Origin of the sequence: Alteribacter lacisalsi (genome assembly GCF_003226345.1) — a bacterium.
Taxonomy (GTDB): domain Bacteria; phylum Bacillota; class Bacilli; order Bacillales; family Salisediminibacteriaceae; genus Alteribacter; species Alteribacter lacisalsi.
In genome coordinates this window covers 490,023-510,470 of sequence record NZ_PDOF01000001.1, presented here as the reverse complement: position 1 = coordinate 510,470, position 20,448 = coordinate 490,023, and the positions used below count along the sequence as shown (strand labels likewise).

The 20,448-nt window shown below is 48.7% G+C and carries 27 protein-coding genes; 7 read left to right on the top strand and 20 right to left on the bottom strand.

Annotated elements, in window-relative coordinates:
* Positions 1 to 210 precede the first annotated feature (210 nt).
* Positions 211 to 963, bottom strand: a complete 753-nt coding sequence (locus CR205_RS02375) for a class I SAM-dependent methyltransferase (protein ID WP_110516567.1) — start codon at positions 961 to 963, stop codon at positions 211 to 213.
* Positions 964 to 1,157: 194 nt separating this feature from the next.
* Between CR205_RS02375 and CR205_RS20155 the strand changes: the two genes are divergently transcribed.
* Entirely contained in the window at positions 1,158 to 1,316 is a 159-nt protein-coding gene (locus CR205_RS20155; protein ID WP_161524642.1) for a hypothetical protein, read from the top strand.
* Here CR205_RS20155 and CR205_RS02370 read toward each other — a convergent pair whose 3' ends face one another.
* Positions 1,317 to 1,727 (bottom strand): VOC family protein, encoded by a 411-nt coding sequence (locus tag CR205_RS02370; protein ID WP_110516565.1) that lies wholly within the window; start codon positions 1,725 to 1,727, stop codon positions 1,317 to 1,319.
* A gap of 167 nt (positions 1,728 to 1,894) precedes the next feature.
* On the opposite strand from CR205_RS02370, the gene CR205_RS02365 reads away from it, so the two are divergent.
* Positions 1,895 to 2,725, top strand: coding sequence for an alpha/beta fold hydrolase (locus CR205_RS02365; protein ID WP_110516563.1), 831 nt, complete (start codon positions 1,895 to 1,897; stop codon positions 2,723 to 2,725).
* Positions 2,726 to 2,769: 44 nt separating this feature from the next.
* On the opposite strand, the gene CR205_RS02360 is transcribed toward CR205_RS02365, so the two are convergent.
* Together CR205_RS02360 and CR205_RS02355 are read right to left on the bottom strand one after the other, a co-directional pair.
* A complete protein-coding gene (locus CR205_RS02360) occupies positions 2,770 to 3,024 on the bottom strand; it encodes a stage VI sporulation protein F (protein WP_110516561.1) in 255 nt (84 codons plus the stop codon).
* 192 nt (positions 3,025 to 3,216) lie between these two features.
* Positions 3,217 to 3,960 carry an SDR family oxidoreductase gene (locus CR205_RS02355; RefSeq protein ID WP_110516559.1) on the bottom strand — a complete coding sequence of 248 codons (744 nt, stop codon included), beginning with the start codon at positions 3,958 to 3,960 and terminating at the stop codon, positions 3,217 to 3,219.
* A gap of 268 nt (positions 3,961 to 4,228) precedes the next feature.
* On the opposite strand from CR205_RS02355, the gene CR205_RS02350 reads away from it, so the two are divergent.
* Positions 4,229 to 5,398 carry a PstS family phosphate ABC transporter substrate-binding protein gene (locus CR205_RS02350; protein ID WP_110516557.1) on the top strand — a complete coding sequence of 390 codons (1,170 nt, stop codon included), beginning with the start codon at positions 4,229 to 4,231 and terminating at the stop codon, positions 5,396 to 5,398.
* 23 nt (positions 5,399 to 5,421) lie between these two features.
* Positions 5,422 to 5,640, top strand: coding sequence for a hypothetical protein (locus CR205_RS02345; RefSeq protein ID WP_110516555.1), 219 nt, complete (start codon positions 5,422 to 5,424; stop codon positions 5,638 to 5,640).
* A 38-nt stretch (positions 5,641 to 5,678) separates the two neighbouring features.
* Here the strand turns inward: CR205_RS02345 and CR205_RS02340 are convergent, their stop codons facing one another.
* From CR205_RS02340 to CR205_RS02320, 5 genes are all read right to left on the bottom strand, one after another.
* Positions 5,679 to 6,311, bottom strand: coding sequence for an O-methyltransferase (locus tag CR205_RS02340; RefSeq protein WP_110516553.1), 633 nt, complete (start codon positions 6,309 to 6,311; stop codon positions 5,679 to 5,681).
* An 84-nt stretch (positions 6,312 to 6,395) separates the two neighbouring features.
* Entirely contained in the window at positions 6,396 to 6,785 is a 390-nt protein-coding gene (locus tag CR205_RS02335) for a DUF4181 domain-containing protein (protein ID WP_110516551.1), read from the bottom strand.
* A gap of 33 nt (positions 6,786 to 6,818) precedes the next feature.
* Positions 6,819 to 7,202 carry a DUF4181 domain-containing protein gene (locus CR205_RS02330; protein ID WP_161524641.1) on the bottom strand — a complete coding sequence of 128 codons (384 nt, stop codon included), beginning with the start codon at positions 7,200 to 7,202 and terminating at the stop codon, positions 6,819 to 6,821.
* A 376-nt stretch (positions 7,203 to 7,578) separates the two neighbouring features.
* Positions 7,579 to 8,820 (bottom strand): beta-ketoacyl-ACP synthase II, encoded by a 1,242-nt coding sequence (gene fabF / locus CR205_RS02325; protein ID WP_110516547.1) that lies wholly within the window; start codon positions 8,818 to 8,820, stop codon positions 7,579 to 7,581.
* A gap of 30 nt (positions 8,821 to 8,850) precedes the next feature.
* On the bottom strand, positions 8,851 to 9,783 hold the full coding sequence (locus CR205_RS02320; RefSeq protein ID WP_110516546.1) for a beta-ketoacyl-ACP synthase III: 933 nt from the start codon (positions 9,781 to 9,783) through the stop codon (positions 8,851 to 8,853).
* A 210-nt stretch (positions 9,784 to 9,993) separates the two neighbouring features.
* Between CR205_RS02320 and CR205_RS02315 the strand changes: the two genes are divergently transcribed.
* Positions 9,994 to 10,425 carry a hypothetical protein gene (locus CR205_RS02315; protein ID WP_110516544.1) on the top strand — a complete coding sequence of 144 codons (432 nt, stop codon included), beginning with the start codon at positions 9,994 to 9,996 and terminating at the stop codon, positions 10,423 to 10,425.
* Between the two features lie 83 nt (positions 10,426 to 10,508).
* On the opposite strand, the gene CR205_RS02310 is transcribed toward CR205_RS02315, so the two are convergent.
* The 8 genes from CR205_RS02310 to CR205_RS02280 all read right to left on the bottom strand — a co-directional run bounded on the left by CR205_RS02310 (position 10,509) and on the right by CR205_RS02280 (position 16,523).
* On the bottom strand, positions 10,509 to 11,807 hold the full coding sequence (locus CR205_RS02310) for a lysine N(6)-hydroxylase/L-ornithine N(5)-oxygenase family protein (RefSeq protein WP_236634686.1): 1,299 nt from the start codon (positions 11,805 to 11,807) through the stop codon (positions 10,509 to 10,511).
* A gap of 401 nt (positions 11,808 to 12,208) precedes the next feature.
* Entirely contained in the window at positions 12,209 to 12,616 is a 408-nt protein-coding gene (locus CR205_RS20470; RefSeq protein WP_236634685.1) for a hypothetical protein, read from the bottom strand.
* Between the two features lie 165 nt (positions 12,617 to 12,781).
* A complete protein-coding gene (locus tag CR205_RS02300; protein ID WP_110516539.1) occupies positions 12,782 to 13,111 on the bottom strand; it encodes a hypothetical protein in 330 nt (109 codons plus the stop codon).
* Between the two features lie 135 nt (positions 13,112 to 13,246).
* Positions 13,247 to 13,801, bottom strand: a complete 555-nt coding sequence (locus CR205_RS02295; protein WP_110516537.1) for a DinB family protein — start codon at positions 13,799 to 13,801, stop codon at positions 13,247 to 13,249.
* 272 nt (positions 13,802 to 14,073) lie between these two features.
* Entirely contained in the window at positions 14,074 to 14,241 is a 168-nt protein-coding gene (locus CR205_RS20150; protein ID WP_161524640.1) for a hypothetical protein, read from the bottom strand.
* Positions 14,242 to 14,399: 158 nt separating this feature from the next.
* A complete protein-coding gene (locus CR205_RS02290; protein ID WP_236634684.1) occupies positions 14,400 to 14,915 on the bottom strand; it encodes a YsnF/AvaK domain-containing protein in 516 nt (171 codons plus the stop codon).
* Positions 14,916 to 15,041: 126 nt separating this feature from the next.
* Complete coding sequence (locus CR205_RS02285; RefSeq protein ID WP_110516535.1) at positions 15,042 to 15,527, bottom strand: YsnF/AvaK domain-containing protein; 486 nt, start codon at positions 15,525 to 15,527, stop codon at positions 15,042 to 15,044.
* Between the two features lie 114 nt (positions 15,528 to 15,641).
* Positions 15,642 to 16,523 (bottom strand): hypothetical protein, encoded by an 882-nt coding sequence (locus tag CR205_RS02280; protein ID WP_142669844.1) that lies wholly within the window; start codon positions 16,521 to 16,523, stop codon positions 15,642 to 15,644.
* On the opposite strand from CR205_RS02280, the gene CR205_RS02275 reads away from it, so the two are divergent.
* Positions 16,512 to 17,723 (top strand): NAD(P)/FAD-dependent oxidoreductase, encoded by a 1,212-nt coding sequence (locus CR205_RS02275; RefSeq protein ID WP_110516531.1) that lies wholly within the window; start codon positions 16,512 to 16,514, stop codon positions 17,721 to 17,723. The genes CR205_RS02280 and CR205_RS02275 overlap by 12 nt on opposite strands.
* Before the next feature lie 52 nt (positions 17,724 to 17,775).
* On the opposite strand, the gene CR205_RS02270 is transcribed toward CR205_RS02275, so the two are convergent.
* The gene (locus CR205_RS02270) at positions 17,776 to 18,534 is read right to left on the bottom strand and encodes an alpha/beta hydrolase family protein (protein WP_110516529.1); all 759 of its coding nucleotides are present in this window, start codon (positions 18,532 to 18,534) and stop codon (positions 17,776 to 17,778) included.
* Between the two features lie 568 nt (positions 18,535 to 19,102).
* Complete coding sequence (locus CR205_RS02265) at positions 19,103 to 19,282, bottom strand: YjzC family protein (protein ID WP_110516527.1); 180 nt, start codon at positions 19,280 to 19,282, stop codon at positions 19,103 to 19,105.
* Between the two features lie 213 nt (positions 19,283 to 19,495).
* On the opposite strand from CR205_RS02265, the gene CR205_RS02260 reads away from it, so the two are divergent.
* Positions 19,496 to 19,888: a DUF4870 domain-containing protein gene (locus CR205_RS02260; protein ID WP_110516525.1), complete on the top strand. Its 393-nt coding sequence runs from the start codon at positions 19,496 to 19,498 to the stop codon at positions 19,886 to 19,888.
* Between the two features lie 148 nt (positions 19,889 to 20,036).
* On the opposite strand, the gene CR205_RS02255 is transcribed toward CR205_RS02260, so the two are convergent.
* Positions 20,037 to 20,339, bottom strand: coding sequence for a HesB/YadR/YfhF family protein (locus CR205_RS02255; RefSeq protein ID WP_110516524.1), 303 nt, complete (start codon positions 20,337 to 20,339; stop codon positions 20,037 to 20,039).
* Positions 20,340 to 20,448: the final 109 nt, after the last annotated feature.

Genomic DNA, 20,448 nt, shown 5'->3' with positions numbered 1-20,448 from the left:
TAAAATACCGGTGCAGTCATGGGGTCTGCTGCTGTATCGCTTATAAATCAGGATCTTCGCTTATAAACCAGGATTTTCGCTTATAAATCAGGATCTCCACTTATAAATCACCGCTAACCTTATTTCCAGCCTATAAAAATCTCGAGCTGCAGCCGCAGGAACCCGATTTGCTAAGCTTATCCGCCCAGCATCACACTCTCCACCCTACTGCTATTTCACCGCCTCAAACGTAACTGTCTGATCTGCACGCTCCGGCGCCCGGCCGTATGCGTAGTCTGCAGATACCACCACATCGCGGAACCCGATTTGCTCCAGAATCATCCGTAATTCCTCAATGCCGTACCAGCGAAGCGGGAAGCGCTCAAGCTCCGATTCAACGAGCTTCCCGCCTCGCCAGCGCTCATAGCGCCCGTGGGAGACCGTTACCTGATTTACATGATCCACTTCAACCATCGTGTTTTCATGCGTAATCCGGTCACCGTTTTCACAGTCCCAAGTCCGTACACTCACTCGTCCCTTTTCAAAATCCGTCTGCAGAAACACATCCAGAATCAGACGCCCTCCGTCAGCAAGGTGAGTGTAAAAGTTTTCTAGGGCACGCACCGACGCCTCTCTGTCAGAAATCAGAAGAAATGTGCCCGTCGGTACAATAATCGCTTCATACCTGCTGCTTCTCTCAAACGTCACCATATTGTCTGCCCGAAGTTCCACCTTTACCCCGTGCTCTTCGCAATTATGCCGGGCGATGGCGAGCATCTCCTCTGACAGGTCAAACCCTTCCACATCGAGTCCCTGCTTTACAAGGGGTACCAGAATCCGTCCCGTTCCGGTGGCCGGCTCCAAAACCTTCCCGCTCATGCCTTTCAGTCTCTCACTGTAGTACTCCACATCACCGAAGGAATGCCCCACCGGCTTGTCCATATCGTACACTTCCGCTGATAAACTGCTGTAATAACCTAGCATTTATACGCCTCCGAAAAGTCATCGTTTGTTTTATTTTTCCCTTTCAGGGTACCTACTACCAATAGAGTAGTTTCAAAAGGAGGTAGATTACTGTGGACTGGTTTTATGTGGTCATTGGTGTTATTTTTGCTGTCCTTGTTCTGTTCCGTGTCCGCCGCCTGTTGAAAATCTCACGGAGAAAGGGGTGATACGAATTGAATCCTGCTTTTCTTTACATCTTTGTCTATCCTGCCGTCTCTCTCGGGTTCATCTTCGGTCTCAGCGCTATTTTTGGCTGGTCGCCCAACATAAGCACATTTATACTGCCTGTGGCTCTTGTCATTACCGGCATCATTAAACTCGTTCGGAGCTGATTACTGTTTTTCCAGATTCAGATCCCAGATCCGCCCGAAGCGGTCTTTCACTTTTGCATAGGTTGCGCCCCAGAACGTATCCTGAAGTTCCATCAGAACCTCCCCGCCGTCACGAAGGCGTTCGTAATACTTCCTGATCTCGTCCTCGGTCTCCATCTCAAGCACGAGCGCCAGATGATTGCCTGTCTGAACAGGGCTGCCCGGAAACGAGTCCGATACCATAAAAAAGAGCGGTCCTTTTTTTAAGCGGGCATGCAGGATGCGCTCGTCTGCCTCAGGGGGCGTGGGAAAATCCGCCTCACCGAATGTCTGCTTTTCCGTTACTTCTCCATCAAACACCTTCTCATAAAATGCAAGTGCATCGGCCGCCTCACCGTCAAACACAAAATAGGGTACTGCCTGCTGTTTCATCGCAATCGCCTCCAATTCGTTTCTCTCATTATAACTCTCACACATACAAACTTACATAGCATAAAGAAGCATTCCGTTCTTTTTGAACCCCCTTCGCAAAAGGAATCCGGAGCGGATCCCGCGAATATACATATAGTCTTGTAAATCGGAAATGGAGGTAGTTAAGGATGACGTATCTAAAGGAGAGGTATGTGAAGACAGACGATGGTGCTGAGCTGTTCGTTCAGGAAGAAGGCAGCGGGGATCCGCTCGTTTTCATCCCTGGATATACTTTCACTACGGAGGTTTTTGAGAAGCAGGTTTCGCATTTTTCAAAAACCCACCGGGTCATTGTGCTCGATCCCAGAAGTCACGGCAGGTCTACGGTCGTTCTTCATGGCAACGACTACGTCACACACGGGGCAGATCTTCATGCGGTGCTGAAAGAGCTGAATGTTACTGGTGCTGTGATTGCCGGCTGGTCCTTTGGCTGTCTGACGGCCTGGGAGTACGTGAAGCAGTATGGCTTCAGCGAGGTAAAAGCAATGATCTTTGTGGATATGCCGCCAAAATCACTATCCGCTGACCAAAAAGACTGGGCTGAGGGACCGCTCGATGACATCTCAGCCATTTACAATTCGTCGCTTCGGGATTCGGCAGGACAGAGAGCCTTCATCACGAGCTATATAACCCAGGTGATGGTGCAGAGAGAGCTTGATAAAGATGAACTGACCTGGCTTGTGGAGCAGTCTTTAAAGACCCCATTTTATGTAGCCGGCAATCTGTTTGCTTCCGGCATGTTCTCGGACTGCCGGGAAGCAGCACAGCAGGCGGCCGAGCAGGTGCCGACACTGAATATCGTTGCGGAACACTGGGCGAAAACAGCCGAAGTCTACTTAAATACACTAACCCCGAAGTCAAAAGTGGACGTGCTCGGCGGACACATGATGTTCTGGGAGCATAGTGAGAAATTTAACCGCATTGTACAGCAGTTTCTCGATGAGACTGCAAAAAAATAAGTTCCGATCAGCAAAAAGAGGCTGCCGCTTAGGACAGCCTCTTCTTATTTTTTCTCATCCATCATTTTCTTAATGGCCCCGAGATCCTTTGGTGTTTTACCACTGAGGATCGTCTGCACGAGCTGGTCTTCCTTTTCTTTCGTAATCTTTCTGTTTGCCAGCTTTGATACGCGCTGGATCAGATCCCGGACCGTTGCCTCGTCTTTAAAATTGGCGTTTTTTACAGAGTTGGCCAGTTTAATAACGGAATCCATTTTGACCCCGGTTTTCTTTTCAAACCCTTTAAACATATTAAACATACACATGACCCTTTCCTGGTATGGTCTTAGCACTGGTGCATAAAACCGTTCTCTTTTCATCCTATGCAAAAGAGAAAAAAGGGTCCGTCCCTGATGGTAAAAAAACATAAGTGGTTCACTTAGCTCAGTATAAATCCTTGTAACTCAAAAACCGGAAAGCCTCCAAAGGCTTTCCGGTTCATTTTATTTCCTCTATTTCTGCAGCGGTCTAACAACCACTTCGTTCACATTGACCGCCGGCGGCTGGCTGACTGCATAAAGAACGGCATTGGCGATATCATCTGCCTGGAGCTTCTTCATTTCTCCGGCACGCTCCTTAAAGCGCTCAAGAATATCGTCATCCGTAATATGCTCGGCCAGCTCGGACTCCACTGCACCGGGAGAAATGTTCGTCACACGCACGCCTGTTTTTGACAGTTCCTTTTCCAGTCCCATACTAAGGGCACGAACGGCATACTTTGTTGCACTGTACACGCTGCTTGAGGCAAATACTTCATGACCGGCAACGGAAGACACGTTTATAATATGGCCGCTGTCCTGCTCAAGCATGGATGGCAGGGCGGCATGAACGCCAAAAAGAACACCTTTTACGTTCACATCCACCATCTTCTCCCACTCATCAACTTTGTCCTTCGCCATAAAGGAAAGGAGCATCACACCGGCATTGTTGACAAGCACATCAATTTTGCCGAACTCACTTTTTGTTTTTTCCACGAGCGCTTCAACCTGACTGCGATCGGTTACGTCCGTTTCTACTACAAGTGCCCGCTGGCCCGTTTCTGATTCAATCCGGGCTTTCAGCTTATCAAGACGGCCGGTTCTGCGGGCAGCAAGAACGACATCGGCTTTCTGTTCTGCCGCCCGGTATGCAATCGCTTCTCCAATTCCGCTGCTTGCTCCGGTTACAACAACAACTTTTCCATTCACGTTTTCCATTTCGCACCTCTCCTTTTTGTGTAAAAGTTAAGCACGTACTCTCTAAAACTACCACGGATCCTTCCAGGAACGAAAGAAACTTGCTCTTTTTCCGATTCAGCGCAGTAAAGAAATTTTCCAAAAATAAGGACAACAGTCCTGATCTGCCCTGTCATCATTTGGGATTTTATGGATATCCCCCTTTCGGTTTCAGTGTCGGAAGGGGTTTTTTATCATTTGGAAGTCTGCTAGACTGGTAAAAAAGGTAAAAATAAGGAGACCTTCTCGTATGGATCAACTCGGGACTAAAATCGGTTATTCTTTTCTGATTACCCTTCTCGCGCTGTTTGCCGGTGTCATTGGAACGGTCTTTGCCACCCTTGTTTCCCAGCATTATCTGTTTTACAGCTATTACATACCTGCTTTTGTGATCGGTTTCTGGGTTATCCTGAATCTGGGCGTCTTCAGACTGCTTAAGGGAAATGTATTCAGAGTGAGTCTCCTCATTTTCAGCTCTCTCGCTGCTGCTGTTCTGATCGGATTTCAAATCTATCAGGGCTGGTACGACAGCCTTGAAATTGCTGACGGCCAGGAAGTGGATCTTTATCAGTACAAGCCGTTCCAGGAACATACGAAAGCTGTTTCACTCGATATGGAAGCATCATTCTCTCTTCAGGCCGGGGACGAACTTCCCGTTCTTGACGGGGCAACGGCCCTTTATCCGGTTTATTCGGCGTTCGCACAGGCGGTGTACCCTGAACAGGATTATGACCTGTTCGACAGCGAAGTGATGGCGAACCAGACACACCGGGCCTACGCCAGCCTGATCAACGGGGATGTGGATATGATTTTTGCCGCCGGTCCGTCGGATTTTCAGCTGGAGAGGGCAGATGAACAGGGAGTCGAACTGGAATTCACCCCGATCGGCCGGGAGGCCTTCGTATTTTTTGTTAACGCACGCAATCCGGTTACAAACTTAACGATTGAAGAAATCCAGGGGATTTACTCAGGTGAAATCACAGACTGGTCGGAAGTCGGCGGCGGGAACGAAGTGATCCGCGCCTTTCAGCGGCCGCCCGACAGCGGCAGCCAGACAGCCCTTGAAAACCTGATGGAAGGTCACACGCTGATGGATGCCCCAACGGACGACGTGGTCACCGGGATGGGCGGGATTATCAGTGAAACCGCCAATTATCGAAATCACCGCAACGCCATCGGCTATTCGTTCCGTTTCTTTTCCACCGTGATGATCGAAAATCATAACATCAGACACCTTCAAATTGAAGGAGTGCCGCCCACTCCTGAAACGATTCGTGACGGAACCTATCCAATTGCTGATTCGTTCTACGCTGTGACGGCGGGCTCGGACAATCCGAACATTGACCCATTTCTGGAGTGGATCCTAAGCGAAGAAGGTCAGGAATTCATCGAACGTACCGGCTATGTTCCGGTAGAGTGATCAGAATGTAAGGAGGTATGACTATGAAGAAAAGTGTGATATTGTTCTGGCTGTTCAGTCTCGGCCTACTCGTTCTCTTTTCGTTAGTTTTCGGACAAATCTGGATACGCTTTTCCCCCGTGATCGGAACAGCGCAGGGCTGGATTATACAGCTTTCAATCGTATTTTTTATTCTCCTGCCTTTCGCCCTCGTTTCTGCAAAGAAACTGACAGAACACTTTGTTCCCGGGAGTGAAGGATAAACAAAAACCAGCCGCAGCGGGCTGGTTTTTTTATGGGATTATTCTTTCACCCGGCTGACTAAAAGGCCATCGCCAATTGGAATCAGCATCGATTCCAGACGGTCGTCACCGGCAACAAATTCGTTGTAGCGGCGGATATGCTCCGTATCTTCCTCGTTATTTTCCGCATCCGCCACACGGCCGCCCCAGAGCACATTGTCTGCAGCAATAATCGCCCCCGGCTCCGCACAGAGAAGGGCGGCTTCAAGATAAGGGATGTAGTTTCCTTTATCCGCATCGATAAAGAAGAAATCGTACGTCTCCCCTTCTGATACGAGATCGGAAAAGGTTTCAATCGCATCCCCGGTAACGTAGGTTACTTTATCATCAAGCCCGGCGTGCGCCACGTTTTCCCGCGCCACCCGTGCATGCTTTTCCTCGAGTTCAAGGGAGGTCAGCTTTCCCTTTTCAGGAAGTCCCCTGGCAAGCCAGATACTGCTGTAGCCGCCGAGCGAACCGACTTCCAGCACGTTCTTTGCGCCTGTCAGTTTCACGAGCAGGGTTAAAAGCTTCCCTGTTTCCCCGGGGACACTGATTTTCGGCATGTCGTTCTGCTCCAGCGTTTCCGGAATCCGCTTAAGTGCTTCGTCTTCGTGTACGAACAAATTGTGAATGTAATCGTTTATGCTCATTAGCGCCACCTCTTTCACATCTGAATCCGATATTAGTCATAGTATAGCCGGTCTGGTGAGATATTCAAGGGATATGCGCTGGTATCAGAATGACATATCAAAAAAGACAACTGTAAAGATAAAAAACAAAGTAATTGCACCCGCATTGTAAAAAGAGAGGACGTGTTCCCGCCTTTCTCTTTCATTCCGGTATTGAAAGAAACCGTTGGCAAGCAGAAATACAATTAGAACGAGAAACGGTAAAAATCCGGGGAATGGAACGGCTTCCAGAAATAGACCCAAACCCATCCACACGACAAAAAAGATACCGATAATCCACTCTGCCGTTTTATGTCCACGACTTTTCTCCATTTTTCTTTGATCCGGCTGGAGATACGTTCTTTTTTCTGCTCCGACTCGCTTTCTTAATTTTTTATCACCATATAACACTAAAATTATATACAGCCCTGCGACAATGAAAAAAATGCCTATCATATTGACCTCCTTCAGAGTTTAATGGCTGATCTGCTATGACAGCGTCTCCCCCGGGAACAGCATAACCCCAAGCACAAGGAAAAGAAATATGATTGCTGACCCCGTAAATGAAAGCACATATTCTTTTTTCTCTTTTTCATGACGCAACTCAAAAACACCCCGAACGAGAAACACCAGCACAAATGATCCGAAAATAAGTAAAAACACACTGCTAGAAACCTCGGTAGTAAACACAATGATTCCTGCGAAAATAAAATACAATCCCAGGACAATAGCCATCGTTATTTTCTCCGATCTGCTTTTCCATCTGTAAAAAAAATTCTGCTGCTTAATGCCAAGAGATCGCTTCAGGATAAAATCAACAATAAACATCACTGCTATAAAACCGACCATAAAAATGATGAATTCCACATTCACAGACAACCCTCCATTCCTTTTAGGTCCTTCTACCCTTAGAAGTGACATAATATTCTTAATTATTTATATACACCGCTTGTTTCCTGTTTGTAATTTAGCTCAGGATTGCGACCTGATCCAAGTCTCTTCATTTCTACACCCTCGATGACAAAAAAGAAGAGACTCACAACCTCTCTCTTCTTTTCAAAGTTTTCCCCCGCAGCAAGTGATGCGGCATTGTCCCACGCCCCTCATCCGTTGCAAATTCCAGTAGCCACATTATACAATCCTAGTCTCCCTCATGCCCCCAACCCCACACTTCACCCTGCACATCAAAAAGGCCCCCACCATTATGGTGAGAGCCTCCATCCGAGACAGTCGGGTAAGAAACCCGCTGTTATTTTGTATATTTTTTAAACACCAGCGTCGCGTTGTGGCCGCCAAAGCCGAGCGAGTTACTGAGAACGGCGTTGACTTCCTGACGGCGCGCTTCGTTCGGCACGTAGTCGAGGTCGCAGTCTTCGTCCGGTGTTTCCAGGTTCATCGTCGGCGGGATCACGCCTTCTTCAATCGCCTTGACCGAGAAGATCGCCTCAATCGCCCCGGCTGCACCGAGCAGGTGGCCGGTCATGGATTTCGTTGAGCTGATCGCGAGCTTACGGGCATGGTCGCCGAATACGGTTTTTGCCGCAATCGTTTCGTACTTGTCATTGTACTCCGTGCTTGTCCCATGAGCATTCATGTACGTGATCTCTTCAGGAGCGAGTCCTGCATCGTTCAGCGCCTGACGCATAGCACGGACGCCGCCTTCCCCTTCCGGAGCAGGTGCGGTAAGGTGATAAGCATCACCAGTGGCGCCGTATCCAACAATTTCCCCGTAAATACGGGCGCCCCGTTTTTCTGCATTTTCAAGGGATTCAAGAATGAGAATTCCCGACCCTTCACCCATCACAAAGCCATCACGGTTTTTATCAAACGGACGTGACGCGGTTTTCGGATCGTCATTACGGCTCATGGCCTGCGCACTTGTAAAGCCGGCAAAGGACATTTCCGTAAGCGGCGCCTCCGCGCCCCCTGTAATCATGATGTCCGCATCGCCGCGCTCAATCACTTTAAACGCATCGCCGATGGAGTTGGCACCGGATGCACACGCTGTTACCGAACAGCTGTTGATTCCTTTTGCCCCAAGCTGGATGGATACCTGTCCACTTGCCATGTCCGGAATGAGCATCGGGACAAAAAACGGGCTCACACGGCGGTGGCCGCGCTTTTCATAAAGACGGAACTGCTTTTCGTATGTCTCCATCCCGCCAATTCCTGATCCAATCCAGACTCCGGTACGGTCCGCATTCGACTCGTCAATCGTCAGGTCTGCGTCCTTTACCGCCATATGTGCCGCTGCAACCGCAAACTGTGTAAAGCGGTCCATTTTGCGGGCATCACGCTTGTCCATAAAGTCGGCAGGGTCGAAGTCTTTCGCTTCGCCCGCCACCTTTGTTGGAAAATCAGCCTCCGGGTACCGGTCAAAAATATCAATCCCCGATTCGCCGTTAATCAGTTTTGTCCACGTCTGTGCCAGATCATTTGCTAAAGGTGTAACCGCACCCATGCCGGTTACTACTACACGATTCTTTTTCATGTTCTATGTCGGCTCCTTTCTTTCCCTCTTCTATTTTCCCCAGCGGATCGCGACAGAACCCCACACGAGGCCTGCCCCGAATCCGACTAATACGACAATGTCATCATCTTTAATTTTACCATTATCAAGTTCGTGCATTAAAGAAAGCGGTATGGAAGCAGAAGACGTGTTTCCGTAGCGGTCCACGGTTTTACTCATCTTCTCCACCGGCAGATCCAGACGCTGCCTCGCACTTTCCATGATACGGATATTTGCCTGGTGCGGAACGAGAAAATCACAGTCGTCCTTCGTCAAGCCTGCTTTATGAAGCACACTCAGTGACGATTCGCCCATCTGGCGTACGGCAAATTTGAACACTTCCCGTCCGTTCATCAACAGGTACTTTTCCTGTTTGATGTGAGACCAGCCGCTGCCATCGGAACCGAGCTCGAACGACAGAATTCCCCGGTCACCCGATACCGGAGCCACTACTGCAGCACCGGAACCGTCCCCGAATAGCACTGCGGTATTGCGGTCGCTCCAGTCTGTTATCTTGGACAGTTTTTCTGTACCCACGACCAGCACTTTTTCATAGGCGCCGTTTTCAACGAACTGCTTCGCTGTAGCCAGGCCGTACATAAAACCGGCACAGGCGGCACCGATATCCATAGCCGCTGCTTTCTTGGCTCCGAGCCGGTCCTGAATCATCGCTGAAACTGATGGGAAGCGGTACTCCCCGGTTACTGTCGCCACGATGATCAATTCGATTTCCTCGGCCGCAACACCGGATTTTTCGAGTGCATCCACTGCGGCAAAATAGGACATGTCAGTGGTGTCCACATCGTCCCCGGCAATCCTTCTCTCTTTTATCCCCGTACGGGTCTGAATCCATTCATCGGTTGTATCAATCTTCTGTTCGAGTTCCTTGTTGGTCACTACATGCTCAGGTGCATAAGCGCCAATTCCCCAGATCCCTGCTCTCATCTAACAGATCCTCCCTCTGGCGGTACGGGTCAGTCTTGCTCCCGAACCGGAATAAATTTCGTCTGTAATCAGCCATTTATAGTTAATATTATGACCTAGTCCTAAAAGAAATGCAATGCTTTTCCCGTCCCTGGGACAGTCCCCTATACGTCCCGGGGCGTCCGTGCATATGGTAAATAGAGAAAGATTTCTGTTAAGGAGGCTGTTTAAATGGCCGAAAAAGAAGAGCAGCGTCCGCCGATGAGTTTTTTTGACCAGATGATGTTCGGCGGCCCCCGGCCGGACTCAGGTGAAGAAGACAGCACGAAAAGTCATGGAACCGGGGATCAACCTGAAGGACAAGGAGGCAGCTGGCTGTTTGGAGGCTGGGGGACACCTGTAATAAATGAAGAAACTCAAGCTGAAAAAGATTCTGCGTCCGGTGACGATCCTCTTGCTGATGAGGAGGAGCCGACCCAGGAGGAAATTGAACAGATGGAACGGACTTTGGAGCAGATCGAAGCTGTTATGAACTTTGCACATGCGATGAAACCGTATATCAAGCATTTATCTCCTGTATGGGATGCATTAAAGAAGTTTGCCAACAGCCCGGAGCCGGCAGGTAACGGTAAGAGCAGCGTCAGGAAAAAGGCAGACTCCTAGCTGCCTTTACCGGACTCATCCATCTCTCATACCTGAAAAAGGCTGGTCCCGGACCTGGTTCCGGGATCAGCCTTTTTCCTGCTTTAGAGCTTTCTTGCATCGAAATTCTGAAACACGTTCTTTTCATAGATCGGATACTTTTCTCTGCCAAGAAGATGGTTAATGATAATCTTGTTCCGGTGCACAGCAAGCCCCAGGTTCGTGGAGCCGATGCCGTGGGAATGGGAGATCCCGCTCTGTACATAAATGTCATTCGGAACGTTCACTTTGAGACGGTAATCGGGCTGAACCTCGTAGCGTCCTTTATCATCCCACGAAATATAGTCACTGATATCCTTTACAAAAGCCGGCACGTTCGGGTGGTAGCCGGTTCCGACAATGACCACATCACTTTCCCTCGTGAACTCGTAATCCTGCTCCCACTGGCGGCACTCAATTTCATACGTATCGCCTTTTTCACGGATCCCATTCACTTCTGTAAGAACCTGCAGATCCACGTTTATTTCCTCATTGGAAACAGAGTTTTCATAGAGCAGGTTGTAGATATCGGTTATCGTATGGGAGCTGATTCCCTTATACAGCAGATCCTGCGTGGCGAAGATCCGGTCTTTTTTATCCTGCGGGAACTGGTAGAAATAATTCACATAATCCGGTGAAAACTGCTCAACGGTGAGCTTGGACTCTTCCATGGAAAAAAAGCTGGCCGAGCGGGTAATCCATGTAAGTTTATAGTTGTGCTCCATCCGCTCTTTTAAGAGCTCACGAAACGCTTCCGCTGCACTCTGGCCGGAACCGACGACGGTAATCGAACGAGCGTCCCTGCAATGGTCCTGGTAATCGAGAAACTGTGAGGTGTGAAACACACGCTCGGAAGCCAGATCCCTGAACGCTTCAGGAAGAACCGGCGAACTTCCCGTCCCGAGCACAAGATTTCTGCTGTAGATCGTCTCCTCCTCACCGCTGTGGATGTCCTGAACGGTAAGGCTGTAATGACCTTCGTCTTCAAGGTAGTCCAGAGCCGTGACTTTTTTGCCGAAGCAGCAGTTGTTCAGCTCACTTTCCACCCATTTGCAGTAGTCATTGTACTCCCGTCTCGGAATGTCGAGGCGCTGAAGAAAGTAAAACGGATACAGACGGTTCTTTTCAGCCAGATAATTGAGAAAACTGTAGCGGTTCGTCGGATCGGCAAGTGTCACAAGGTCTGCCATAAACGGCACCTGCAGCCGGGTTCCCACAATAAGCATCCCCGGATGCCAGTCAAATTCAGGCTTCTGGTCAAAAAACACCGAATCCACCTCAGGCGTGTCCTCCAGTAAAGCGGCCAGACTTAAGTTAAAGGGACCAATCCCGATCCCTGCTAAATCGTACACGTGATGATTCAAGCCATTTCCTCCTTCATGATAATCTGCTGCTGTTCCTTCGTGCTGAGTGAAAATATGTACAAGCATGGAGAAGGAATACAGATATAAATTCCACTCATTTGCGAAAGTATGAATAGACTTATTCTATCAATACTGCGGGGACAGGGCAAATGGAGCCCGGAAGAGGTTCACCTGTATATACGCGGGCTTTCCAGTCATCACTCAGCAAAACGGAAGAATAAAGAGGTGAGATTACTCGTTTCGGTACTTAACTCTCATCAGAACAGCCGTTAGGGGGTAAAACAGGAAGCGCACAGCTCAGTGCGGAAAGCTGCCCCTATGAGAAGGGGCCGTACTCCATCCACATCACGGCACCAAAAAACCCCCTGCATTCCGCAGGGAGTTTCCTTACGCCATTCCGTCTACAGAGTCGGTCCGTAAAACGGGGTATTGCCGTATCCTGTGGTGCCGGTGCCGAATCCGCCAGCCTGCTGGCCTCCGAACTGCCCGGGGCTCTGGCCGAACTGCTGGCCAAACTGGGGACCGAAACTCGGGCCGAACTGCGGGCCAAAACCGGGTCCGTACTGAGGACCGAAACCAGGACCAAACTGGGGACCATATCCAGGACCAAACTGCGGGCCGTAGAATGGCGGGCAGCATCCCGGGCCATACGGTGGACGCGGTCCGAGAGCTCCTACCAGCAGTCCGCCTACAGCGAGTCCGCCCAGAAACGGAAGCACCGGAAAGAACCGCTCAGGGTAGGGGCCGGGACCAGGCTTCACACCGCCGCGCATGCCGCCGTAATAATAAGCTGGATGTACCATTGTCATCTTTATTGTCCTCCTTAAAAGAGTCGCTAACATGGGAAAATGTCTACTCTCTGTATCATATGAGGACAATATAAACATGAGCCTGTCTTGACTGGACAAATTGTTCCGCAAGCGCCCGGATTTCCTGTTGTCCACTCCTGCCGGAACGTGGCGGAGCCTCGCTGGCTATTCCCCTGCTTTTTCCGCCATCGATTTCATCAGTTCTTCAAATGCAGCGTCCACTCGGCCTTTCAGCTTGACTTCGTCTTCATTTTTCGGCTCGTGTTTCTGAATGTCTTCATACGTAGCTAGAAAATCCTCAACACTCGCCGTGCCGATCTGTGCCATAGCAAGGTGAACGAGAAAAGTGACGTTCGGTTTGTCGTCCTGATGAAGCAGCGGTTTCAGAGGTTCGAGAAGCTCTTTTGCCTCCTGAAAATCTCTTGCGTGCACCGCTTTATATCCTTTTACGACTCGTTCAGCCATTGATTTAAGCGCTTTGTTCTGCTCTGCCATAAGATCCTCTCCTTCACAATGATCATTCCTCTATCCTAAAGAAACGAACACCTCAATGCAAGGAGAGTGCTGACAAGCCCCGTTACGAAGAAAAGAAACCCCGCTGCTGCGAGGTTTCTTTGCTCCAGCCTGCCGTTACATCGACAGATATGGAGTGTTAAAATGATCCCATTTTTCCCTTGTGCCGTTCATCATCCTGAAAATAAGGGCAACCTGTCCACGATGATAAGCTTCATGATCAATCAGATGATAGAGCACCCATTCCGGTGAGCATCTGACCATTTCGCCTTTCAGTTTCACCTCAAGTGCCGGCCGTTTGAATTCAATATCCGACATCTTCATATAGTGCTCACGGGTCAGCATTCTTACCTCCCCGAGCCTTGCAAGAAACCATGACTTATCCTTGCCTTCCGGTGCGGAAATCTCCTGTTTTTCCTGAAAGTGAAACCGTTGACGGTCCTCATCGCTGACAGAGCCCTGCTGCAGAACCACTTTGTTCCAGAACAGCTCCACCTGTGCCAGATGAAGAAGGTAACCTGCCGGTGCCGGAAGCCCCTGTGTCTGATAGTAAAGATCTCCGTCGTCCACTTCATCAATCATTTCGAGCAGCTTTTCACGCGTTTCAATTAAGCCATCGAGCAGATAGCGGGAATCCCGCGCTTCGCCTGAAGAAAGTTCTCTGATTTCCATGCCTCTCACTCCTTGGATAAAGTGACCCTGTATACCGGGTTTTCTCTGGAAAAGAAGACAGCACTGCAAAAAACACTGTTTCCTTTCCTCCACTGTTATCCTTCGACTTTAAAAGGCATTTTCCCTGTCTCACGATAGATATCAACATGCTCCTCAAGCCACCCGCGTACCTCATCCGGTACAGACAGGCCGTACTCTCCAAGGCTGATCAGACCCTGAGGGAAATCATAGTAACGATTTCCTGACCTGACGTAACCTTCAATTACAGTTTATTACACAAGCCTAACGGTTTTATGGAACAGCCACTCTACGAGTATGGCCAGTACTATAGCAGAAATAGCCGCGATCCCCTGCTCCCACCCGAGGAAACCGGAAAAAAAGAAATAACCCCCGAGAGCAATGAAAGAAAACAGGACGATTCCCATAAGCAGTTGCTTCACGATCTTCAACCCCTTTTTGCGCAATTACTTAAATCATCGCAAATCGCGTCCTTCCCCGCAACAGTGAATATCCGGTGAACCTTAATACAGCCCTTAAATAAACAGAATACATTAGTCCTGTCATTCCCTGACTAAATAAAGCAGCGGACAGCCGCTGCTCAATGATTCTCATTATTTTCTTTTACGTCCGCGTCCCCGCTGACATCAATATCGAGAACCTCTTTCTTTACAGGAGCTTTAATTGTTTTCATTTCCTCAACTTGTTCGGTTGTTACATCCACCTCTGCAATTTTGACAGGTTGTTTACGAATATGAACTTCTTCCTCTTTTACCGGAATACGAATTTCCTCTTCGTCAGCCGTTTCAATGACCATTTCTTCACGCTTTACAGGAATTTTTAACGTTTTTTCTGTTTCCACAACTTCTTTGCGGACTTTTACGTCCCCCGTAACCACACGTTTCTTCCTAATATCCAGTTCTTCTTCCTTTAGATCGAATTTTTGATGATTCGCCTCTTCTGAACGCTCCACCGGCTCACCATTACTTTTTCCTTTAAGAAGGTAAAACAGGCCGCCGATCACGGCGCCGGAGACGATTCCTGTAAAAAAATACCCTGTTATCCAGCCTGCAAGACCACCAATAAGAATTCCGATTAAAACAAACCTGGCAATCATACGTTCACCTCGTCCGTTCGTTTTTTTTATTCTGCCCGAAAATAAAAATGGATATGAAAAAAAGATATCCTTAAGACCCAGCAAGGTCTTAAGGATATTCCGGGAGACAACTCTCCCTGCAGTACGTTATTCGTCTCTTTCATTCACAACGTCTGCTGTACCATGGGTTTCCACATCAGCAACTTCCTTGTGAAGAACATCATGCACCTGTCTGCTCTCTTCCACTGAGCGTTTATGGGCTGTCACTTCCCCTGTGACGACAGTATGCTTATCCACATCGACCTCTTCTGCAGTAACGGGGATGTGAACCGTTTCCTCTTCGGAAATCGGCTCATCGGTCGGTTGATGATCTACTGCTTTTGTTTCAATGACAACCTGATCGTGGGAGACAGGGACGTTGACGGTCTGTTCTTCTTCCACGATCTCCTTGTGAATTTCCACATCCCCGGTTTCATCCCGGTGCTTATGAATATCCAGCTCTTCCTGACGAAGATCGATATGAGCGTCATCTTCTGCAAACTCAGTATCACGGTGCCCTCGCTGTACTTCCTTGCGATTTTCATCTTTTCCGTGACGATCATTTTTGTCGTTAAACATGCCAAAAAAGCTCATAATGTGACCCCCTGGGTTTTGTTTTGATGGACTTTTGTCCACCTCTTCATTTTTCACCCGGGAGGCCTATTCCATACGATTATTTAATTGGGCTGGATGGGTTTAAGTGGATACTCACAACCCCGTTTTCTCCATCCACGCAAGTTGTTCCGCAAGTCCTTTCTTAACGGGCCGCCCGGATACCTGTATGATGGTCCTTTTTTCACCTGAATAGGCTTCCTGTTCGTCCGGCAGCCGCCCTGTTTCTTTTACTCCACCATTTCCTTTATCATCTGCTTCGCCTTGAATCAGGTCCCGGCACCATTCCAGCTTTTCGAACCTGTCAGCGAGATAGAGGACACCGTCATTCCAGAGCTTCCGATCCGGTCCCGTAATCCTCGCCAGGGGTCTTTCCTCTTTTTCAAGAAGATCCAATACCGCTTTTGCGCCGTCTCTGGCATGGATCAGGCCATTTCCTTCTTTTTCTGCACACTCACGAAACAAACGTGTATCTTCCTCGCAGCTTGACAGAAGTGCCGCAAAACCTCTGTTCTTTGGCTGAAAGGGCCCATATAGAGGTGGCAGCAGAATGTCACCTTCCTCCCGGCCGGCAAGTATATCGTCACCGGCCGCAGTACCAGCCCGCTCGTATCCGTTCACGAGCGTCACATTCGCCTCTTCCCCCCCAAAAGTAAAAAGACTGTTTCTAACGAATAAGGCTTTCATCATTTCCTGTTCTTCTGTCAGCTCTCCCTCTTCTTCAATTGAAACTTCGATCCCCCTGGAAAGCGCTTCCTCACACAAATGATAACCAAAAAAGTCCAGTCCGTTTTTGATCTTTATACGCTCCATGCCTGATCCCCTCTTCTTATCGTTCTTTTCACATTCTATGACGGCTCGCCTGAGTGTTATGCCGTCTGCTCCCGTCATCCTCAAGAGAGGTATAAACCCGGCCGTGAACACACACGCTACATAGGAGAATTTACGGACAAGGAGCAGCCGATTATGAAACTGCATACGGGAAGCCTCTACTGGCCGACTACCTTAAAACAATTTCCTTCCTACCCGAAGCTGGAAGAACCCGCCGAATGTGATGTACTGGTGATTGGCGGCGGGATGAGCGGTGCAATAATGGCGTACCGCCTTTCTGAATACAATGTCAATACGATCCTTGTTGAACAGAATACGGTGGCAAGCGGTTCTTCTTCGGCCAATACCGGTCTGCTTCAATACGCCAACGATAAGATGCTTCATTCATTTACGAAAAAGCTCGGTGAAGAAACAGCCGTTCAATTTTACAAACGGTGCCTGAAAGCGATTGATGATCTTGAAGTGACTGTCCGCCGTCTTGAGTACAAATGTGACTTTACAAGAAGAAAATCCCTTTTCTATGCCAGCAGCAGATCTGATGTAAAAAAACTCCGGAAGGAATTTGAGACGCTTCGTAAGCACCATTTTCCTGTGAGTCTCCTGGAGCCACATGAGATCCGCTCGATTTTTCCCTTTGAAAAAGATCTTGCTATTCTTTCCGATCTGGACGCGGAAGTGAATCCATTCAAGCTTACAACAGCACTCGTTCGCCAGGCACACAAAAACGGTGTCCAGGTTTACGAAAATACAGAAGTCCTCGGTCACGATTTCTCCGGTACCCAAGGTGGAAATCATACCTTCCGTACCCCAAAAGGCGTTATTGAGGCGAAGCATGTGATCTACTGCACCGGCTATGCCACTGCTGAGTTTGCCACAATCAAAAAAGCGGTTCTGAACCGCACGTATGCCATCGTTACGCACCCTGTAAAAGATCTGTCTGCCTGGCATGACCGGGCACTCATCTGGGAAACAAAACAGCCCTACCTTTACATGCGCACCACCCCTGACAACAGGATCATTGCAGGGGGACTTGATGAACCCGTCTCCGAGCCGGCAGAAGAACCTGGAGTACTTAGAGAAAAAGGTGATGAGCTTCTTGAGCTTGTGCGCTGGCATTTCCCGCACATTTCTAATCTGGCTATTGCCCATGAATGGAGTGCGGCATTTGGAGAATCGAAAGACGGTCTTCCGTTTATCGGCAAACACCCGAAACACAAAAATGTCTATTTTCTCCTCGGTTACGGCGGCAACGGCACGGTTTACAGCGCGCTTGGCGCAGATATAATTAAAGACCTGATTCTATATGGCTTCAGCCACGACAGCCCGTATGTCGAGCTTGGCCGCTGATAAAGGAAAACGATGAGTCCCGGCAGGGCAGCTCATCGTTTTTATCTTTCAATCATAGTTTCCTCAGCTGATTACGGGAGGCCAGAAACCGCCTGACAGGGCCTGCAAAGTCCGCCAGCTGTTTGCCGGGCAGAAAAACGGTGAGCTCGACCGGTGCTTTCCGTTCCCGCAGTGTCTCTGCAAAAGGGCGGCTGTGCTGATCGAGCGGGTATGTGCGCTCAAAAACACAATGAAAAATCCGCACCATCGTCTCCGGACACGTTCGTTTCCATAGTTCCGACGGCAGTTCCACAGCCCTTTCCTGAATGGCCTCGTCTTCACCATAAGCTTCAGCCAGTTCTTTTTTAAACCGCTTGTAAAAAAACAGGTTGCTTTTCTCATGCTCCAGATACGTTTTCAGGTTCAGACACGGATTGTATAGAACCACTGACCTGAGCATACCTGGATGATCCGCCATAAGACGCAGCGCCAGAAGTGCCCCCATTCCCTCCGCAAACACATGAATACGCGAATTCAGAATTTCCGTCCGGAGCGTCTCCTTGATTACCCGCTTCGTGAGGCGGTATGCTTCGTCATTTCCCCAGTGTCTGCCGTGCTGGTTGGAATACACAATCGTGTACCCTTCCTCCTTCAAAAGTTCGATAAACTGCCGCCTGCCGGGGTTTTGATGCCACAGACTGGTGTTTTTCTCAACATAATGATTCACATCACCGAGAAGCAGGATTAAAAAGCCGTTCGGCCGCTCCGGCAGATGAACCACCGCCTGCTCTCCTTCCATTATAAAATACCGCTCCTGCACAGCCATGACCATCCCCCGCTCACCTCACGCTCAAATTGTGCATAAATAACACACGCTCTTCATCATTCTATTCGCCGGGATAAAAAACGGCTGGGTACCGGGCCCAGCCGCATCACAGATTCCGCATCCGTCATTCTTTCATTTTTATTCAGAGTACCTCGGCTCCATGACAAAAAAAGACGGTTTTCTTACAAAGAAGAAATCATGTTCTCTAACGTATAGGAGGTCGAAGACTGGCTCACAGAGGAAGATGACGCAGAAGCGTTTCAGAGGAGGATGGGGCTGGACGTGCTAAAAGACTCCGTCTGCTGCGTAATAACAGTCATTTTAACAAAAAGCTTTTTTTGGATAGATTGTTGTTTTTCGTATATTTTGATATGGAGCGTAAGGTGGTGACTCCTGCGGGAATAGCATCGACTGAAGACCCCGCAGGGCAGTTTTTCCGAGGAGGCTGAAGCGATGCCCGCGGAAAGCGTCCGCCTGGAGCGTAATAAACAACAATCTTTACGAAAAGAGCGTAACAAAAAGAGCAAAAAAAAAGAACACCCTCTGCATTCAGCAGAGAATGTTCCCGGGAAACTTACGGCTTACGGTGGTAGGTCCATTTACGGTCTTTATTTGTGAGCGCGGGAAATTCCTTGCCCGCTTCCAGATGAATTTTCTGAGGGTTATTAACCATGCTTCCTGTTTCGCCGATTTCCACATAGAATCCGTTATTCGGCGCTTTGTCGCCTTCCTCAAACTGCCGCCGCTGTCCCATCACGATCCCTCCCTATGATTGATTGTTTTTATCCTGCCCCGTAAGAAAGGGAGTTATGAGCAGAAGTAAGTCTCCTTTTCTGCAGAAATGTTCGAATACGGCTCCTTTTTTCTTCTGTTGGCAAAATTTTAATAACAGATGAAAGTATACAGACGGACTCCCGAATAGATATAAGAGACAGCGTTCATTTTTATCTTTTAGGGGGTCTTATTCATGAGTGAAGAAAATCTGACGGCAGAAGAAAAAGAGGAAACGAAGGAAAATGAGGCAGTTGAGGAATCGGAAGTGAGCGGAGACGATAAAAACATGGCCCTGCTGACACATCTGTCCGGACTGATTATCGGTTTTATCGGTCCGCTGATTTTCTGGCTTCTCAAAAAAGACACCTCTTCCTTTGTGGATTATCACGGAAAGCAGGCACTGAATCTGCATATTTCCATGTTCATTTATTACACCGTCGCCGCATTTTCCATGATAATCCTGGTCGGCTTTTTACTCTTTCCGATCGTGGTGATTGTCAATATTGTGCTGATCATCATGGCTGCTTTGAAGGCAAAAGACGGCCAGTATTACAAAATGCCGCTTACCATTCCTTTTATAAAGTAACCCTCGACCACACGCCAGCCTTTAGGCAGTGGGATCTGCAGTATTTCAACCTCACCGTCATCAGAAAAGGTGCAGAGAGTAATTGTACTCTCTGCGCCTTGATCCGTTTCATCATCTGCCCGGTTCTCACCGGAGAAAGTGCTGAACGCTACTGCTTTTCTCCTGTTTCATGAAGATACTCGATTTCATCTGTATCCTCATTGAATGCTACTTTCAGGTCCTTATCATCAAAGTACCATTCGTCCTTTTTCTCCACGTAAAAGGTGATGCCGTTTTTTTCCTCTGATACAGCAGGGTCATCCGGTTCCTTTTTTGCCACAGCAAGCGAGAAGCCGCTCTGGAAATTCCCGCACCCTCCGTATCGGACGTAAAGCTGGACAGACTCGCCGCCTTCAAGTTCAAACTCACTTTTAAACCATTCCACTGCTTTATCTGATATTTCAAGTTTCATGGTATCTCCTCCAACATATACTGGCTTGTATACTGTCTTTTCCCGGACAGCCGTCTGTTGTAAACCATCGTCCGGCTCCCGTTCTTGTTCAGCATATCACGTGTTCTTT

Coding starts and splice junctions, on each gene's coding strand:
- CR205_RS02365 (WP_110516563.1), top strand. CDS start 1,895: ATGACGTATCTAAAGGAGAGGTATGTGAAGACAGACGATGGTGCTGAG.
- CR205_RS02285 (WP_110516535.1), bottom strand. CDS start 15,527: ATGAGCTTTTTTGGCATGTTTAACGACAAAAATGATCGTCACGGAAAA.
- fabF (WP_110516547.1), bottom strand. CDS start 8,820: ATGAAAAAGAATCGTGTAGTAGTAACCGGCATGGGTGCGGTTACACCT.
- CR205_RS02340 (WP_110516553.1), bottom strand. CDS start 6,311: ATGAGCATAAACGATTACATTCACAATTTGTTCGTACACGAAGACGAA.
- CR205_RS02275 (WP_110516531.1), top strand. CDS start 16,512: ATGAAACTGCATACGGGAAGCCTCTACTGGCCGACTACCTTAAAACAA.
- CR205_RS02360 (WP_110516561.1), bottom strand. CDS start 3,024: ATGTTTAATATGTTTAAAGGGTTTGAAAAGAAAACCGGGGTCAAAATG.
- CR205_RS02280 (WP_142669844.1), bottom strand. CDS start 16,523: ATGCAGTTTCATAATCGGCTGCTCCTTGTCCGTAAATTCTCCTATGTA.
- CR205_RS02265 (WP_110516527.1), bottom strand. CDS start 19,282: ATGGGACAGCGGCGGCAGTTTGAGGAAGGCGACAAAGCGCCGAATAAC.
- CR205_RS02350 (WP_110516557.1), top strand. CDS start 4,229: ATGGATCAACTCGGGACTAAAATCGGTTATTCTTTTCTGATTACCCTT.
- CR205_RS02320 (WP_110516546.1), bottom strand. CDS start 9,783: ATGAGAGCAGGGATCTGGGGAATTGGCGCTTATGCACCTGAGCATGTA.
- CR205_RS02345 (WP_110516555.1), top strand. CDS start 5,422: ATGAAGAAAAGTGTGATATTGTTCTGGCTGTTCAGTCTCGGCCTACTC.
- CR205_RS02295 (WP_110516537.1), bottom strand. CDS start 13,801: ATGGAAATCAGAGAACTTTCTTCAGGCGAAGCGCGGGATTCCCGCTAT.
- CR205_RS02375 (WP_110516567.1), bottom strand. CDS start 963: ATGCTAGGTTATTACAGCAGTTTATCAGCGGAAGTGTACGATATGGAC.
- CR205_RS02260 (WP_110516525.1), top strand. CDS start 19,496: ATGAGTGAAGAAAATCTGACGGCAGAAGAAAAAGAGGAAACGAAGGAA.
- CR205_RS20470 (WP_236634685.1), bottom strand. CDS start 12,616: ATGACAATGGTACATCCAGCTTATTATTACGGCGGCATGCGCGGCGGT.
- CR205_RS02290 (WP_236634684.1), bottom strand. CDS start 14,915: ATGATTGCCAGGTTTGTTTTAATCGGAATTCTTATTGGTGGTCTTGCA.
- CR205_RS02270 (WP_110516529.1), bottom strand. CDS start 18,534: ATGGTCATGGCTGTGCAGGAGCGGTATTTTATAATGGAAGGAGAGCAG.
- CR205_RS02335 (WP_110516551.1), bottom strand. CDS start 6,785: ATGATAGGCATTTTTTTCATTGTCGCAGGGCTGTATATAATTTTAGTG.
- CR205_RS02315 (WP_110516544.1), top strand. CDS start 9,994: ATGGCCGAAAAAGAAGAGCAGCGTCCGCCGATGAGTTTTTTTGACCAG.
- CR205_RS02300 (WP_110516539.1), bottom strand. CDS start 13,111: ATGGCAGAGCAGAACAAAGCGCTTAAATCAATGGCTGAACGAGTCGTA.
- CR205_RS02355 (WP_110516559.1), bottom strand. CDS start 3,960: ATGGAAAACGTGAATGGAAAAGTTGTTGTTGTAACCGGAGCAAGCAGC.
- CR205_RS02370 (WP_110516565.1), bottom strand. CDS start 1,727: ATGAAACAGCAGGCAGTACCCTATTTTGTGTTTGACGGTGAGGCGGCC.
- CR205_RS02255 (WP_110516524.1), bottom strand. CDS start 20,339: ATGAAACTTGAAATATCAGATAAAGCAGTGGAATGGTTTAAAAGTGAG.